Below are 15811 nucleotides of genomic sequence, written 5' to 3'. Positions count from 1 at the left end.
CAAGCAGCATGCCCTCCAGCGTACGCCGTGTTCGAGGCCAACTTCCACACGGCCGCGTCCGGCTGAGAACGGCGGTTCACGACGCCCCGGCGCCACACGGGCGCGACGGCCGATCCGCGAGGATCACTCCTCGTGGACGATCACGATGTCGTCGGGGTGGAGGTGGCAGAACACCCGGTCTCCGGCGTGCAGCGCCGCCTGGCCGGAGCTCTCGTTGGCGACCACCGCCGTGAGCACGAGGCCGGCGTCGGTCCGGAGGCGCAGCTGGTCGGTGGCGCCCTTGAACAGCTCGTCCTCCACGCGCGCCTCGAAGCGGTTCTCCGGCGCGCCCTGCGGCTCCTTGCGGAGCGCGATCTTCTCCGGCCGGATGGAGACAAGGGTGCTCCCGGCCCCGCCCGCCAGGTGCTCGGCGTTGACGAGGAGCTCGAGCCCCCCGTCGACGAGCCGGACCCGGGCGTGATCGCCGCTCCGCGAGAGGACGGTCGCGCGGAGGATGTTGGCCTGGCCGATGAAATTCGCGACAAACGTCGTCTTGGGGCGGTGATAGATCTGCGACGCGTCGCCGAGCTGCTCGATCCGGCCCTTGTTGATCACGGCGATGCGGTCGCTCATGGTGAGCGCCTCTTCCTGGTCGTGGGTCACGAACACGAAGGTGATCCCGAGCTGCTTTTGCAGCTCCTTGAGCTCCACCTGCATGGCGTGCCGGAGCTTCGCGTCCAGCGCGGAGAGGGGCTCGTCGAGCAGCAGGACCTTCGGGCGGCACACGATGGCCCGCGCGAGCGCGACCCGCTGCCGCTGCCCGCCGGACAGCTGCGACGGCTTGCGCTGCTCCATGCCCCCGAGCGACACCATCGCGACCGCGGCCCGGACCCGCTCGGCGATCTCCGCCCGGGGCACCTTCTTCATCCGCAGCCCGAAGCCGATGTTCTCCTGCACGGTCATGTGAGGGAACAGCGCGTAGCTCTGGAACACCTGGTTCACGTCCCGGCGGTAGGGCGGCTCGTGCGTGACGTCCTTCCCCTCGAGGAGGACCGTGCCGCTCGACGGCGTCTCGAAGCCAGAGATCATCCGGAGCAGCGTCGTCTTGCCGCACCCCGAGGGCCCGAGGAGGGTAATGAACTCGCCCGCCCTGATCTGGAGATCGACCTCGCTCACGGCGTGGAAGGCGCCGAATCGCTTGGTGACCGCGCGGAGCTCGACCATCACATCCATCGATTCACCTCGGAGAGCCGGCCAAGGGCGGGAGAGGGCCGGTAAGGAGCGCCGGAGAGGCGGAGAGGCGCGGCGGTGCGCCTCGCGGGAAGGCGCCGCATCAGGCCTCTGGCTCCTTGCGCAGGCCGAGCAGGAAGAAGAGCGAGAACAGGAGCAGGAGCGTCATGCCGAGCGCGGCGCCGAAGGGCCAGTCGCGCGCCTGGCCGAACTGGTTCTGGATGACGTTGCCGATCATCGGCACGCGCGATCCCCCCATGAGATCGGTGATCGCGAACATCCCGAGCGCCGGGATGAACACGAGCAGGACGCCCGCGAGGATGCCCGGGCGGGTGAGCGGGACGATGACGTGAGAGAACGCCGACACGGGCCCCGCGCCGAGATCGAACGCCGCCTCGATCAGGGCGTTGTCGAGCTTCTCGACGCTCCCGTAGATGGGCAGGATCATGAACGGCAAATACGAGTAGACGAGGCCGATGACGACCGCCGTCGGCGTGTACATGATGTCGAGGGGGGTCGAGATGATCCGCAGGTAGAGGAGCAGCCCGTTGAGGAGCCCCTCCGACTTGAGGATCGACATCCAGGCATACGTCCGGATGAGGAAGCTCGTCCAGAACGGCACCATCACCAGCATGAGCAGCCGGTTCCTGACGCCCTCCCTGGCCCGCCCGATGAAGTACGCCACCGGATAACCCGCGATGAGGCAGATCACCGTGGTGATAGCGGCGTACTTGATCGAGCTCAGCAGGATCTTGACGTAGGTCGGGTCGAAGACCCGAGAGTAGCTCGACAGCGAGAGCTCGAAGACCACCTGCCCGAGCTCGTCCCGCTCGCAGAAGCTGTAGACGAACATGATCGCGGTGGGCGCCACGACGAAGGCGAAGAGCCAGATCAAGAGCGGGGCGAGCAGCAGCCACCCGCGGACGCCCGGCCTCCGCCGGGCGCCCTGGAACTCGACGACCTGCCCGGTGGCCGTGTTCATGACGCCCCGCCGCTCACTCCGACGCCTTGAGGTCGGTCACGAGCTTGTCCACGTCCGCGGCCGCCTTGCCGATGTCGTGGAAGGTCTCCAGCCCCGCGATGGGCGGGTAGCTCGCCGGGTTCGCGAGCTGCTCCGGCGTGAGCAGCTTGCGCGCCTCCGCGTTCGGGTTCGTGTAAGGGAACTTGTCCGAGATGAGCTTGCTGACCTCGGGGCGGAGGATGTAGTTCATGAACATCTCCGCGCCGATCTTGTTCTGGGCGCTGTCGGGGATCACCAGGCTGTCGATCGCCTTGTGCGTCCCCTCCTGCGGCAGGATGAACTGGAACTTGTCCTTGTTCTCCTGGTAGAGCAGGGCCGCCTCCCCGCTCCAGACGACGCCGATGTCGACGTCGCCGTTGAGCAGCGCCGTCTTCGGGCTGTCGGAGTCGAACACCTTCACGAGCTTGATCCACTCCGCGAGGGTCGGCTTGACCTTCGCGAGGTTCTCCGGCGTCACGTCGTTGGCGTTCATCCCCATCGTCACCATGACCCACGAGACCATCTCGCGGTTGTCGTTCAGGGCCACGATGCGTCCCTTGTACTTCGGCTGGAACACGTCCTTGAAGCCCTTCACGGGCTCCTTCACCTTCTGGGTGTTGACGACGATGCCCACGACCGTGGCCATCCACGGGACCGAGTACTTGAGCTCCGGGTCGTGCGGCTGGTTCCTGAACGCAGGCGCGATGTTCTTCAGGTTCGGGATGCGCGATTGATCGAGCAGCTGCAGCTTCTTCTGCCTGATGAGCGCCTCGACCGCGTACTCCGAGGGCTGGATGAGGTCGTACCGGGTGCCCCCCGCGAGGAGCTTCGACAGCATCTCCTCGTTCGAGGCGAAGGTCTCGTAGTTGACCTTGATCCCCGTCTCCTTCGTGAAGCCGTCCAGGACCTCCTGGGGGACGTACTCGGACCACCCGAAGAGGTTGAGCTCGTTGCCGGGCTTCGGCTCGGTCGCCGGGGCGTTCCCCGAGGCGGCCGCCTGCTGCGGCGCCGGGCTCTCCTTCTTCCCGCAGCCGAGGAGGCAGAGGAGCGGGACGAACATCAGTATCAAGAGCGCTGAGATGCGTTTCATTGGCCTTTTCCTTGTCTCGCCTGCGCCGGCGCAGGCGCCCGCGTTCGCGCCGCGCGCCGCTCCCCTTCAGCCCTCGTCGGGGAGCCGCTTCGCGGTGCCCTTCAGCGACTCGGCGACCACGACGAGCATCGCAGTCGCTACGATGAACACGGTCGAGATCGTGTTCAGCATCGGGTTCAGACCCACCTTCGCCATGCCGAACACCTTGATCGGCAGGGTCTCGGACTTGGGCCCGCGGGTGAAGTAGGTGACGATGAGCTCGTCCATCGACAGCGTGAACGACATCAGCGCACCGGAGATGATCGCGGGCAGAAGGTAAGGCACCATGATCAGGAAGAACGCCTTGAGCGGCGTCGCCCCGAGGTCCAGGGCGGCCTCCTCGAGCGACGGATCGAGCCCCGCGAGCCGCGCCTGGACGGCGATCAGCACGAACGGGAAACAGAAGGTGACGTGCGAGACGATGACGGTCGTGAAGCCGAGATCGAGCTCCACCGTCTTGAAGAAGATGAGCAGGCTGATCCCCATGATGATCTCCGGGATGATCATGGGAATGAAGATCAGCGTCGTGATCGACCGGAGCGCGGGGAACCTGTACCGATAGAGCAGGAAGGCGCCCGCCGTGCCGAGGGCGACCGAGAACGCCGTCGTGATCGCGGCGATGATCACGCTGTTGCTCAGCGACTCGATGAGCGGCGACCGCCGCTCGTCGCCCAGGTGGGCGACGAGCTCATCGAAGAGCTGCCGATACCATTTGAAGGTGAACCCCTCCCACACCACGCTCATCCGCGAGTCGTTGAAGGAGTAGGCGATGAGGAGCAGGATCGGCAGATACAGGTAGAGGAGGACGAGCCCGCTCCAGCCGCCAAGGAGCAAATTCGACAGCTTGATGCCCGATATCGTCCGGAGTCGCATGCGGCGGTCTCGCAACCCGACAGGATCGCCGCGCGAGCTTATCGCTTGCAGAACGCCGCTTGCAACACATTGCCGGGCGGAGAGGAAGGGCACGACGCAGGTGATCGCGGCCACCCTGGCTGTTGGCGCCTGCACCGACCGCACGCCCGCACGCGCCCACCTCACGCACGCCCGTGCCGACCGCGCCCTCGCCGTGCGCGCGGCTCGCGCCCGCCGCGCCCGCCGCATGCAGCGCGCGACGGCTCCTTCCGTAGAAGCCCTTGACACCGCACTCTCCTCCGCTTACCGGCCCTGCATGACCGGGTCGTCGCGCCGCCCTTCAGGTGAGGTCCCGTGAGCACTTCCCGCATCTGGACCATCGAAGAAGCGAACGCGCTCGTCCCGCGGCTCTCGTCGATAATCGGCCGGCAGCTCGCCCTGGCGACCGATATCGAGCGCTGCTGGCAGGAGCTCGTGCAGGCCGTGCAGAGCCCGGCGGCGACGCCCGATCAGCTCATCGAGCTGGCGCGCAGCGGCAGCGAGCAGGCGCGGGCCCGCGAGCGCGAGCTCTCCGAGAAGATCGCCTCGTACGAGTCCGGGTGGCAGGAGGTCGAGGAGCTCGGGGTCGTCGTGAAGGACCAGCGGATCGGCCTCTGCGACTTCTACGGGCGCCTCGACGGCGCCCTCGTCTGGCTCTGCTGGCGCTACGGGGAGCCGGCCGTGGAGCACTACCACGGGCTCGAGGCCGGCTACGCCGGGCGCAAACCGATCACCGCCGAGAGGCGCCGGCAGCTGCTCAACTGACGAGGCCCCCAGTGATCGATCGGAAGAGAGCGGCGTGGGCGATCGAGGAGTTCCTCCGCGCCCTCGGGCGCGACGTCGAGGGGGACCTCGCGGGCACAGGCGAGCGGGTCGCCGACGCGTGGGCCGACGACCTGATCGAAGGCGAGGCCATCGACGCGGCCGCGGTGCTCCGCGAGGGCGCCATGGAGACAGGCCCCTTCGAGCGCGGCCTCGTCGTCGCGCGCGAACTCGCCGTGACGACGATGTGCCCGCACCACCTGCTGCCGGGGCACGGCGCCGGCACCATCGTCTACCTGCCGGGCGCGCGGGTCGCCGGCATCGGCACGCTCGCGCACGTCCTCGACGCGCTCGCGCGGCGGCTGACCCTGCAGGAGCGCATCGGCGGGCAGCTCGTCGAGCTCCTCGTCCGCGAGCTCGGCGCGCGCGGCGCGCTGTGCAAGCTCACGCTGACGCACACGTGCCTCATCGCCCGCGGCGAGCGCAAAGCGGGCGCCCTCATCGAGACCGTCGCCGTCGCCGGCGTGTTCGCCGAGCCAGGCCCCGAGCGCGATCTCGCCCTGGCCGCGCTCTCCGGGGGGAGGGCGTGACCGACGTCGCGGTCGTCACCGGACCGAGCCGCGGGATCGGCCGGGCGACGGCGCTCGCGCTCGCGCGCCGCGGCCTCTCCATCGCGCTGCTCGGCCCTCCGAGCCCGCGCCTCGACGACGTCACCGACGAGGTCCGCCGCCTCGACGTCGCCGCGCTCCCGGTCCCCTGCGACGTCGCCTCCGAGGAGCAGGTGGCGCGCGCCTCCGCCGAGGTGGTGGCGTGGCTCGGCGCGCCCCGCGTCGTCGTGAACAACGCCGGCATCGTGCGCCGCGGCGCGAAGGTCCACGAGAGCGCGCCCGCCGCCTGGGACGAGGTGATGGCCGTCAACCTCCGCGGCCCCTTCCTCATCTCGCGCGCGTTCCTCCCGGCCATGCTGAAGCAGGGGCACGGCCGCCTCGTCCACGTCGGCAGCATCTCCTCGACCATCGCGTCCCCCGGCAACGCGTCGTACGCGGCGTCCAAGTGGGGACTCGTCGGCTTCTCGAAGAGCCTGGCCGAAGAGCTGCGCGGGACGGGGCTCCAGTCCATCGCCGTGCTCCCCGGCTCGGTCGACACCGACATGCTCGTCGGGAGCGGGTTCCCCCCGCAGATGAGCGCCGACGACGTGGCGCGGCTCATCATGTACGCCGCGCTCGACGCCCCCGACGCCGTCACCGGCTCGGCCGTCGAGATGTTCGGCTGACGGCGCGCCGTCCTCGCCCTCGCAGGACGCGCGCCTGACGGCGGGCCGCCGAGCTCGATGTGCATGGACGCGCGGACCGCCGAGCTCGATGCGCATGTACGTGGCGCCGCCACACCCGACCCCCCGCGTGCTACCCTGGGGCCCGTGGACACGACGCCTCCGCGCCCGGGCGACCTCAGTGCGGCATTGCCAGAGCTGCCGCTGTTCCCGCTGCCGCAGACGGTGCTCTTCCCCGGCGCCCTGCTGCCGCTCCACATCTTCGAGCCGCGCTACCGGGCGCTCGTGCGCGACGCCCTCGAGACGCACCGCATCCTCTCGGTCGTCCTCATCACGGACCCCCGGGCGATCGACGCGCACGGCCACCCGGCCATCGCGGGGGTGGCCGGCGCCGGCGAGATCATCGATCACGCCGAGCTGCCCGGGGGCCGCTACAACATCCTGCTCCGGGGCCGCGCCCGCGTCCGCCTGGCGGAGCGGCCGTTCGTGCCGCCGTACCGCACGGCCGCGGCGACGGTCCTCGAGGACGAGCCCGGGGAGGTCTCGGCCCAGGATCACGCCGCGCTCATCTCCACCGCGGCCTCGTTCGCGGCGCTCGTCCGGGATCGGGACAGCAATTTCGAGTTCCGGCTGCCGCGCGACGCGGCCACGTCGCTCGTCGCGGATCTCTGCGCCCACCACCTCATCCTCGACGCGCGGGAGCGGCAGACGGTGCTGGAGACGCTCGACGTCGTCGCGCGGGTGCGCCGCGTGACCGAGGCGCTCGCGCTCCAGCAGCTCGCGCTCGCCTCGGCGGCGCGCGACGTCAACTGAGACCTCTAGCGCCGGCCTGCCCGCACGGGCCGGCGCGGCGCACCTGAACACGGGTCCAGAAGGGGCTCCGGGGCGGGTGCGGTCGCCCCAAGATCGAGTAGGCTGCGCCGCCTATGGCGACCTCTCGTTCAACGGAACCCTCGGCCCCGATCATCGTCAAGCACCCGGGGTGTCCCCAGTGGGGACTCGGATACCTCGTCGAGGAGCGCGACGAAAAGCGCTTCTACGATTTCGAGGATGGCCTCAATCACTCCATCGCCAAGGCTTTCTGGTCGAAGCTCGAGCCGGTGCAGCTCGGTGACGACGAGGCGAGCGCGCTCGAGGCCAGGATCCGCGGTCTCCGTGACCGGCCGTCGGCCGCCGCCAAGAAGCAACGCGCCCGCGTCGTCGCGCCGCCGGTCACGAGCTTCGACGAGCAGGTCGCGAGCTTCGAGTCGCAGTTCGAGGGTGGGTTCGGGGGTCCGCAGTTCATCGCCGAGGAGCGCGGCGCCGCCGGGGGCGAGGGGGCCGAGGGCCCGGCGAGCGGCGCGAAGAAGAAGAGCAAGGCCTTCAAGCAGGGCGCCATCGAGACCGCGCGCGCGCTCCTCGCCAAGGGCGAGCTCGAGGCGCTGCTGGCGGCGGGCAACCTGACCGATTTCATGGAGAGGATCACCAAGGTCCACAAGGCCGCGACCGGCCTCCTGCACCCCCTCGGCGATCTCATCCCCTTCAACAAGATGCCGGCCGAGCACCACCGCGCCTACGCCGAGGCGGTCGTGGATCTCCTCTATGGCGCGGGCGACTACGCCGCGCGCTTCGACCGGCTGGCCGGCGTGCTCGCCGCGGCCAAGGTCGTCACGTGGCCGCTCGTCACGATCCTCGGCGCGCTCGTCTACCCGGGCGAGCACGTCTTCGTGAAGCCCTCCTTCTTCGAGAAGCAGGCCGCCGTGCTCGGCTTCAACCTCGCCTACGATCGCGCGCCGAGCGCCGAGGGGTATGCCCGGATGCAAGCGCTGGCGCGCGAGCTCGAGCGGCGCCTGCGCGAGCGCGGCCTCGCCCCGCGCGATCTGATGGACGTCTACGCGTTCCTCTGGCGCACGATCTCCCCGTCCAAGCCGGCCACGAAGTCCTGACATCCCGCGTCAGGCCGCCCTGCGCGACGTCGTGCGACGCTGCGCGGGGCGGTCCCCGGCGCTGCGCGACGCGGCGCGGGCGCAGCCGGCGGCCCTCGACCCTCGACGCGCGGCCCTGGCCCGCCTATGCGACCTTCCCAAGGAGGGTCTCGCATGAAGGCTGCCGTGCTCGAAGCCGTGAAGAAGATCGCCGTTCGCCACGACGTCGCCCCGCCGCAGATCGGCCCGCGCGACGTCCTCGTCCGCGCGAAGGCGTGCGGCATCTGCGGGACCGACGTGCACATCTGGGAGGGCGACTTCTTCCCGACCTTCCCGCTGATCCCCGGGCACGAGCTCGCCGGCGAGGTGGCGGCCGTGGGCGACGAGGTCGAGGGCCTCCAGCCCGGCGATCGGGTGATGGTCGACCCGACGGTGACCTGCGAAGAGTGCCACTTCTGCATGATCAACCGGCAAAACCACTGCCTGAAGTGGAACGCGGTCGGCGTGACGCGCGACGGCGGGTTCGCCGAGCTCGTCCGGGTCCCCGCGAAGAACTGTTATCGCTTCGAGCGCGTCTCGTTCAGCGAGGCCGCCTTCTGCGAGCCGCTCGCGTGCGTCGTCTTCGGGCAGGATCGCGCGCGCATCGAGATCGGCTCGGAGGTCCTGGTCCTCGGCGCCGGCCCGATCGGCCAGCTCCACCTCCAGGCGAGCCTCGCGAACGGCGCCGCCGCGGTCACCGTCGTCGACGTCGTCGAGTCGAAGCTCGACCTCGCCCGCCAGCACGGCGCCGCCGAGGTGGTGCTCGCCGACAACGCGCTCCAGGCGAAGCTCAAGAAGATCGCGCCCTACGGCTTCGACGTCGTGATCGACGCGACGGGCATCGCCCGGGTGCTCGGCGACTCGATCCAGTACGTCAAGAACGGCGGCCGGTACCTCGTGTTCGGCGTGTGTGGGCCGCAGGACAAAGTCGAGATCTCGCCGTTCGAGATCTACCGGCGCGATCTCGAGATCATCGGCAGCTTCGCGATCAGGCGGACATACGACCGGGCATTCAAGCTGATGGAGCGCGGCGCGATCGACGTGAGGAAGCTCCTCTCGGAGGCGATGCCGGTCGAGGAGCTCCCGCGCGGCCTCGAGATGATGAAGAAGGGCACCGCGCCCATGAAGCTCCAGGTCGTGTTCTAGCCGCGCGGCTCGCACGCTTACAAAGCTTACGATTTTCTCGATTAGTTAAGAGTCGTTACGAAGATCACCGAAGTAGACGAAACTGCAAAAAGGACGCTTTCCATGGCCATCGTGATCGGAATCGACGTCGGGACCAGCGGCCTCAAGGCCATCGCAGTCGAAACGGAGCGCGGCGCGGCGGTCGCGTCGGCGCACCGCGAATACCCGCTCTCAACGCCGCACGCCGGGTGGGCCGAGCAGGATCCCGAGGACTTCGCCGCGGCGGCGCTGAGCGCCCTCGGCGAGCTCGCCCGCGCCCTCGGCCCGCGCCGCGACGACGTGCGCGCGATCGGGCTGACGGGGCAGATGCACTCGGCGGTCTTGCTGGACGAGGCGCAGGCGGTCATCCGGCCTGCGATCCTGTGGTGCGACACGCGCACCACGGCCGAGTGCGAGGCCATCCGCGCGAACCCGAAGGTCGGCGACGCGGGGCTCGCGCGCCTGGTCGGCAACCGCGCGCTCGAGGGGTTCACGCTGCCGAAGCTGCTCTGGCTGCGGGCGAACGAGCCCGAGGCGTTCGCCCGTGTCCGCGCGGTGCTCATGCCGAAGGATTTCGTGGGCTTGCGGCTGACGGGCGAGCTCGGGACGGACGACAGCGACGCGAGCGGCACGCTGGCGTTCTCGCCCGGGGATCGCTCCTTCAGCGCCGAGCTCCTCTCGGCGGTCGGCGTCCCGCGCGCGGTGTTCCCGCGGTCTGCGCCCTCGAACGCGCCGCTCGGTCAGCTGACGGCCGAGGTCGCGGCCGCCACGGGGCTGCCGGCGGGCATCCCCGTCGTGCGGGGCGCAGCGGACAACGCGGCGGGCGCTGTGGGGCTCGGCATCGTGCGCCCCGGCCGTGCGATGGCGTCGGTCGGTACGAGCGGCGTGATCCTGGCGCATACCGACTCGTGGATCGTTGAGCCCGAGATGCGGCTCCACAGCTTCTGCCACGCGGTGCCGGGCCGCTTCTACCTGATGGGGGTGATGCTCGCCGCCGGCGGCGCGCTCCGCTGGTACCGCGACGTCCTCGGCGACGGGGAGCGCCTGGCGGCCGAGCTCCGCAAGGTCGATCCGTACGAGATCATCTCGGACACGGCGTCGACGGCGCGCCCGGGCGCGGGCGGCGTCGTCTTCCTGCCGTACCTGATGGGCGAGCGCACGCCGCACAACGACGCGGCGGCGCGCGGCGCGTTCGTGGGGCTGAGCGCCCGGACGACGAAGGCCGATCTCTCGCGCGCGGTGCTGGAGGGCATCACGTTCGGGCTCGCGGACTCGCTGGACCTGATGCGCGGCGTGGGGCAGACCAACGGCGCGGCGGCGGTCTCGATCGACGAGATCCGCCTGACCGGCGGTGGGGCGCGGAGCCCGTTCTGGCGCCAGCTGATGGCCGACGTCTTCGAGGCGCCGGTGGCGATCACGACGTCGACCGAGGGCCCGGCCTACGGCGCGGCGCTGCTCGGCGCGGCGGGCGCGGGGCTGTTCTCGTCGGTCGAGGAGGCGGCGGACGCGTTCGTCCATGTCGTGTCCCGGGTCGCGCCGGACGCGGCGCGCTCGGCGCGGTACCGGGAGATCCATGCGGTGTACCGGGGGCTCTACAACGACCTGCGCGGGCGGTTCCGGGAGCTCGGGAAGCTGGCGTGAGAGCTCAGGCACCATGAGCTTCGGGCGACGGATCGAGCACTTTCCTCGGTGACGCTTCCGCCCTCGATGAGAGTTCGGTAGCATCCCATGATGCTCGTCGACCCGACGCCGGAAAAGAAGCGCCGCCGCCGCGTGCTCGCGGTGCAAAACGTCAAGGGCGGCGTGGGGAAGACCACGGTCGCGGTCAACCTCGCGTCGCTCCTTGTCGAGCGGTACGGCAAGAAGGTGCTCCTCATCGACGCTGATCCGCAGTGCAACGCGAGCCTTTACCTCCTGTCCGATGAGCGGTTCCTGGCCGCCACAGACAGCGGCTCCGTGGCGGAGAAGGAGCATGGAAACCTATGGGACCTGTTCCATAAGGATGTGAGATACATCGATCTTGTCACGGGTCGCCGTCACGGACCACGCACATCCTTCGACAGGCACTACCACGTCGTGAAGCGTGGGACAGGAGGAGGCTTGCTGAGCCTCGTGTGCGGGAGCGCACGCCTGTCGGACATCCAGGAGATGGGCCCCGAGCTCGTCGTCTCACGCATTCGCGACTGGCTCCGCGGTTCGGCCAGTGGCGACGCTGAGGTGGTGATTATCGACTGTCCCCCTAGCATCGGAAGCCTCACGCTGTCCGCCTTGCGGGCGGCCGACGATATCCTCGTCCCGATGAGCCCGGACGCGTTCGCCCTGCACGGGCTGCCGTTGCTCTTGCAGAAGCTCGACCAGTATAGGACCCCCTTGCGTATTAAGTGCCGTGTGGCCGGCGTGCTGTTCACGCTATATCCACCTATTGGCGCAGAGGTGCGGCCAGCCGCGGACGCGTATGCAAGCCGAATTGAGGAGATCTGCCGCGCCCGAACACCGCCTGTTGCTGTGTTCGCCGCGCGCATCTCGCGGGACGAAGCCTACCCACAGTCGTTCGAGCGACACGAACCGCTCCCCTTCTCGAACGATCCGAAGTTGAGATCGCTCGTCGACGAGCTCGACGGAGTAGCGAGGGATCTGAAGTTAGTAGGAGACGCCATATGAGCGCCATGGTTCGAACACGGCCAGCCGGTGCGCGTGCGGCGGCAGCGCTGCTGAGATTGCTCGATGAGCACACTCCAGAGGATTTCGAGGCAGCGAAGAGGACGCTCGGAGCTCGCGACGACCTTGTTCAAGCGCTGACGCTCCTCGCAGCTATCAAGCGCCAGGACGACGCCGAGGCTGACAGCGCCGGGCCTGCGATCGTGGCTACCTCGACGCCGCCGCCGCCGAGGCTCTCAGTAGAGTTCCTGCGAAACCTGGTCGCGGGCGAGCTCGGCACGCTGCGTCTACCCGAAGAACTGGTGGCCGGCATACGCGGGCTCTGGAGCACCGATCCGCTCCCTCGACGTAAGGGCGAGCCGATGGAGCGGATGATAGAACGCCTTTTCGAAGATTTCGATGAACAAGTTGACGCTCCATCGACTCGCGTCAAAATCCTGGTGATGATACTGCGCCGTACGGCGGAGTACCTCGGTCCGGAACGACAGGCGTTGGTCGAGGGAATGCTGCGCAAGTTCGCCGAAACGGCGCTCGCAGAGAACACGCTAGTGTATCCGACGCTCGCGAGCCTCAGCGAGCTTCGGACACATTGGGCTCCGGTCCCCCTCCGGCACGCGCACGACGAGACGCGGGAGCACCTCGCGGAGCGCCTGGTGAAGGATGCCGTACGACTCGTCCCCACAAGCCAGATCGGCGAGGTCACCCTTCACCTACTGCAACAAGGGCTCCGGTCACCGACCGACCGCTTGAGGTGGCGTGCTGGGATCAAGAAAAGCCATGCCGGTTGAGACGCATCCCCGGCCGATTCGGAAGGCTGTCCAGCGCCGAGTGAACGAGTTGCTCCGCGCGCCGAGGCCAGAAGAGATCGAGAAATCCATCCACAAGGTCGAGCGGGCAATCGGCTATGTATACTGGCTCGCAAACCACTGCGCAGGGTTCTCCACCGTTCGCATCTTCCTTGATGAAATCAAGTCGGACCTGGTTGCCATCCTCTATGCTGCGGAGATCGGCATGGAGCGGAGCGCCTACCTCCATGCGCGTAGCGCACTGGAGAGCATGGTACGACACTTTTTCTACGATACGCGGCCCGCGGTCTTCGTAAGCGAACAGCTCGATTTATCGGGAACGACGACCCGGCGCACCTGGGCCGAGCTTTTGAAAGAGATCTCGATACTTCCCCACTTCGCTCCAGCGGTGCTGAAGCACAAGAAAACCGATGCTGATGGACGCGCAGGGGCCGAGGAGCGTTCGCTGGATCGTGAACAGCGCGAAACGCGACCTCTCTTCGACGATCTCGTCGATGTTTACGACGAGGCATGCCGGTTCGTCCATGCACCCGTGACGTCCCACACGCGCAGCGCTATCAAGGGGATCCGGACTGTAGGAACGGGCGACGAGCGTTCATTGCGACTCGCGATATTTCTGTCTCGGGTTTGCGACGTCGGGATGCTGATGCTCGCCCTCCATCACCTGGGGCCCTACGTACTGATCCCACAGCCGATCAGAACGTACATGCTGAACGCGATGCAACCGCAAGGGAGGACGCGTTTCCTCGACTGCTTCAGCAGGGTGTCGCTTGGATGGGCCCGTCACCAGCGCGACGCAGCGCTCGCTACGCTGAGAGGGCGCAAACGCAAGGTCAAGGCAGTCCGAGAAGGGCTGTTCATGGAGTCATCGCGAACCTCGGTCGTTCCGCCGAATGCCGGCTCTGCCAGCGGAACCTAGCTGCCTCATACCCCCCAGGACAGGAAGCGCTGTCGGTGAAGCGCTCCTACACGGCCAGCTCTGCGGGCTGATATACGATTTCGAGAGCCCCCCTCGTACGTCCCCCGCCCCGCTGGACTCGTCCGCGCTCCCGAGCAAGGAAGTACTACGCCGCCCGCACCCAGCCGCGCGACGTCTCCTCGAAATGTTCGGTGCTCGCGATCCCGAAGAGGCCGCCTTCCGGCTGCCAGAAATACCGCTCGATATGGATCTTCCTCCCATCGACGCGGATCACATTGAAGGCGTTCTGCTCGCCTCGGCCGCGCGTGGAGGTCGCGGTCCCGGCCTGGACGATCAGCGAGGAGTGGCCGCCTGCGTCGAAGCGCTCCGCGGAGTGCCCCGTGTGGCTCATGTGCAGGTGCCCTGACAGGATGACGTCGACGCCGCAGCCCGCGATCGCCGCCATCGCCTGCCTCGCGCGCCCGACAATCGCATGGGGCGAGTTCTCGGGCAGATCGAACGGATGGTGCGTGACCACGATCTTCGTGATCTCGGGCCCGAGATCGCACATCCTCGCCTTGATCCCCCGGATCTGCCGCGCGTTGATGCGCCCCTCCTTGATGGTCAGCGAGCGCGCGGTGTTGATGCCCAGGACCGCGATCTCGGCGTCGAGGTGGAACGGCGAGAGATCGTCCGTGATGTGACTCCGGTACCGGTCCAGCGGGCGAAAAAACCGGTCGAAGAGGTTGTAGAGCGGGACATCGTGGTTGCCAGGGACCACGATCTGCGGCGAGGGCAGCGCGTCCAGGAAGGCGCGCGCCTCGGCGAACTCGGCGTCGCGCGCCCGCTGCGTCAGATCACCGGAGATCACGACCACGTGCGGCTCGAGCCCCCCTATCCGGTCGATCAGCGGGCGGAGGATGGCCTTGTCGACGCGGCCGAAGTGCAGATCCGACAGGTGCACGAGCGTTCGCACGGCGCCTCATCCCCCCAGCGCCGCGACCGGGCGAGATGGGTCCTCCTGCCGCCGCGGGCCCGCGCGGAGCTCGGACGACAGCGGCACGATGACGCGCAGCGCTGCAGGCCGCACGCGATAACAGAGCGGCGGCGTCATCCTGAGCACCTCGCCGTCCGCGGCCACGTGGAGGCGGCGGTGGGGCGCCTCCACCCGGAGCTCCGTCGTTCGTAGGATACTGAAATCGTTCGATCGATGAACGCGCCCGACGACCGCGCTGGCGATGAGCTTGAGCGTGGCGAGGCGGCTCTCGGCGTGCGCCACGCACACGCCGAGCTCGCCCGAGCACGGCGGGCGCTGGCGGCCGATGTCCACGTCGCCAAGCTTGAAGTCGTTGTTCGCGACGAACACGAACGGCGTCTCCAGCTCGACCTCCTGCCCATCCAGGACGAGCCGGAGACGGACGCGCTCGTGCCGCCGGATCCCCGAGACGGTCGACAGCGCCAGGGCTATCCACTTGTTGAGCCCATGCCGCTTCCGGAGCGCCTCGCGGCCGCGCACGATGCCGGGGTAGATGCCCAGCGTCGAGTTGTTCACGAAGACCCGGCCGTTGACCTCGCCGACATCGACCCGGACGCGCCGCCCCTCGACGAGCGTGCGCACGGCGCCCTCGAGGGTCAGCGGAACGCCGAGGTGCTTGGCAAAATGGTTCACCGTGCCGAGCGGAAGGACGCCCATCGTCTTGTCCGTCCCGGCGATCGCGGCAGCGACGGTGTTCACCGTCCCGTCGCCGCCGCCGGCCACGACGAGGTCGCAAGGCCCCCGCGCCACACGGCGGGCGAGCTCCCCGAGCTGCTGCCCCTTCTCGGCGCACAACACCTCCGCGGCGAGGCCGCTCTCTTTCAGGAGCTCCCCGAGCCGCGCGCGCTGCGCCGCCGCTCGGTTCGACCGGGAGGAGCAGTTCAGGAGGACCGCCATGGATCGATGCTTCACCGTCGCGCTCCCGGCATGGGGCAAGGGCCCATGCCCACCCGACAGCGAGAAGCAGATCGCGCGCCACCGCCCCGCGGCGAGCGGCCGCGGCGCTCCGGCTCCGCCACGCGGCGCGGGGCGTGGCGGATTGCCA

At 68.8% G+C, this 15811-nt stretch carries 16 protein-coding genes; 10 read left to right on the top strand and 6 right to left on the bottom strand.

Features of this window, described 5'->3' with window-relative positions:
* Positions 1-123 precede the first annotated feature (123 nt).
* The 4 genes from WMF14_RS49475 to WMF14_RS49460 all read right to left on the bottom strand — a co-directional run bounded on the left by WMF14_RS49475 (position 124) and on the right by WMF14_RS49460 (position 4211).
* The gene (locus WMF14_RS49475; RefSeq protein WP_272097004.1) at positions 124-1212 is read right to left on the bottom strand and encodes an ABC transporter ATP-binding protein; all 1089 of its coding nucleotides are present in this window, start codon (positions 1210-1212) and stop codon (positions 124-126) included.
* A gap of 100 nt (positions 1213-1312) precedes the next feature.
* Entirely contained in the window at positions 1313-2191 is an 879-nt protein-coding gene (locus WMF14_RS49470; RefSeq protein WP_272097002.1) for an ABC transporter permease, read from the bottom strand.
* Positions 2192-2204: 13 nt separating this feature from the next.
* Complete coding sequence (locus WMF14_RS49465; protein ID WP_437798023.1) at positions 2205-3299, bottom strand: polyamine ABC transporter substrate-binding protein; 1095 nt, start codon at positions 3297-3299, stop codon at positions 2205-2207.
* A 66-nt stretch (positions 3300-3365) separates the two neighbouring features.
* Positions 3366-4211: an ABC transporter permease gene (locus WMF14_RS49460; RefSeq protein WP_272096998.1), complete on the bottom strand. Its 846-nt coding sequence runs from the start codon at positions 4209-4211 to the stop codon at positions 3366-3368.
* A gap of 333 nt (positions 4212-4544) precedes the next feature.
* Between WMF14_RS49460 and WMF14_RS49455 the strand changes: the two genes are divergently transcribed.
* The 10 genes from WMF14_RS49455 to WMF14_RS49410 all read left to right on the top strand — a co-directional run bounded on the left by WMF14_RS49455 (position 4545) and on the right by WMF14_RS49410 (position 13751).
* Positions 4545-4994: a DUF2203 domain-containing protein gene (locus WMF14_RS49455; protein WP_437798020.1), complete on the top strand. Its 450-nt coding sequence runs from the start codon at positions 4545-4547 to the stop codon at positions 4992-4994.
* Positions 4995-5005: 11 nt separating this feature from the next.
* Positions 5006-5581, top strand: coding sequence for a GTP cyclohydrolase I (gene folE, locus WMF14_RS49450; protein WP_272096996.1), 576 nt, complete (start codon positions 5006-5008; stop codon positions 5579-5581).
* A complete protein-coding gene (locus WMF14_RS49445) occupies positions 5578-6264 on the top strand; it encodes an SDR family NAD(P)-dependent oxidoreductase (RefSeq protein WP_437798018.1) in 687 nt (228 codons plus the stop codon). The genes folE and WMF14_RS49445 overlap by 4 nt, the downstream gene beginning before the upstream one ends.
* A 144-nt stretch (positions 6265-6408) precedes the next feature.
* The gene (locus WMF14_RS49440) at positions 6409-7074 is read left to right on the top strand and encodes an LON peptidase substrate-binding domain-containing protein (RefSeq protein WP_272096994.1); all 666 of its coding nucleotides are present in this window, start codon (positions 6409-6411) and stop codon (positions 7072-7074) included.
* A gap of 113 nt (positions 7075-7187) precedes the next feature.
* Positions 7188-8186, top strand: a complete 999-nt coding sequence (locus WMF14_RS49435; RefSeq protein ID WP_437798015.1) for a hypothetical protein — start codon at positions 7188-7190, stop codon at positions 8184-8186.
* 153 nt (positions 8187-8339) lie between these two features.
* On the top strand, positions 8340-9350 hold the full coding sequence (locus WMF14_RS49430) for a zinc-dependent alcohol dehydrogenase family protein (protein WP_437798014.1): 1011 nt from the start codon (positions 8340-8342) through the stop codon (positions 9348-9350).
* A gap of 102 nt (positions 9351-9452) precedes the next feature.
* Positions 9453-11009: a xylulokinase gene (gene xylB / locus WMF14_RS49425; RefSeq protein WP_272096991.1), complete on the top strand. Its 1557-nt coding sequence runs from the start codon at positions 9453-9455 to the stop codon at positions 11007-11009.
* A gap of 87 nt (positions 11010-11096) precedes the next feature.
* The gene (locus WMF14_RS49420; protein ID WP_437798011.1) at positions 11097-12029 is read left to right on the top strand and encodes a ParA family protein; all 933 of its coding nucleotides are present in this window, start codon (positions 11097-11099) and stop codon (positions 12027-12029) included.
* The gene (locus WMF14_RS49415) at positions 12026-12814 is read left to right on the top strand and encodes a hypothetical protein (protein WP_437798009.1); all 789 of its coding nucleotides are present in this window, start codon (positions 12026-12028) and stop codon (positions 12812-12814) included. The genes WMF14_RS49420 and WMF14_RS49415 overlap by 4 nt, the downstream gene beginning before the upstream one ends.
* A gap of 40 nt (positions 12815-12854) precedes the next feature.
* Positions 12855-13751: a hypothetical protein gene (locus WMF14_RS49410; protein WP_437798007.1), complete on the top strand. Its 897-nt coding sequence runs from the start codon at positions 12855-12857 to the stop codon at positions 13749-13751.
* 145 nt (positions 13752-13896) lie between these two features.
* On the opposite strand, the gene WMF14_RS49405 is transcribed toward WMF14_RS49410, so the two are convergent.
* Complete coding sequence (locus tag WMF14_RS49405) at positions 13897-14706, bottom strand: metallophosphoesterase family protein (RefSeq protein ID WP_437798005.1); 810 nt, start codon at positions 14704-14706, stop codon at positions 13897-13899.
* Between the two features lie 6 nt (positions 14707-14712).
* The gene (locus WMF14_RS49400; protein WP_437798003.1) at positions 14713-15663 is read right to left on the bottom strand and encodes a diacylglycerol/lipid kinase family protein; all 951 of its coding nucleotides are present in this window, start codon (positions 15661-15663) and stop codon (positions 14713-14715) included.
* Positions 15664-15811: the final 148 nt, after the last annotated feature.

It is taken from the genome of Sorangium sp. So ce693, assembly GCF_051521375.1.
Classification (GTDB): domain Bacteria; phylum Myxococcota_A; class Polyangia; order Polyangiales; family Polyangiaceae; genus Sorangium; species Sorangium atrum.
This window is presented reverse-complemented; position numbering and strand designations above follow the sequence as displayed.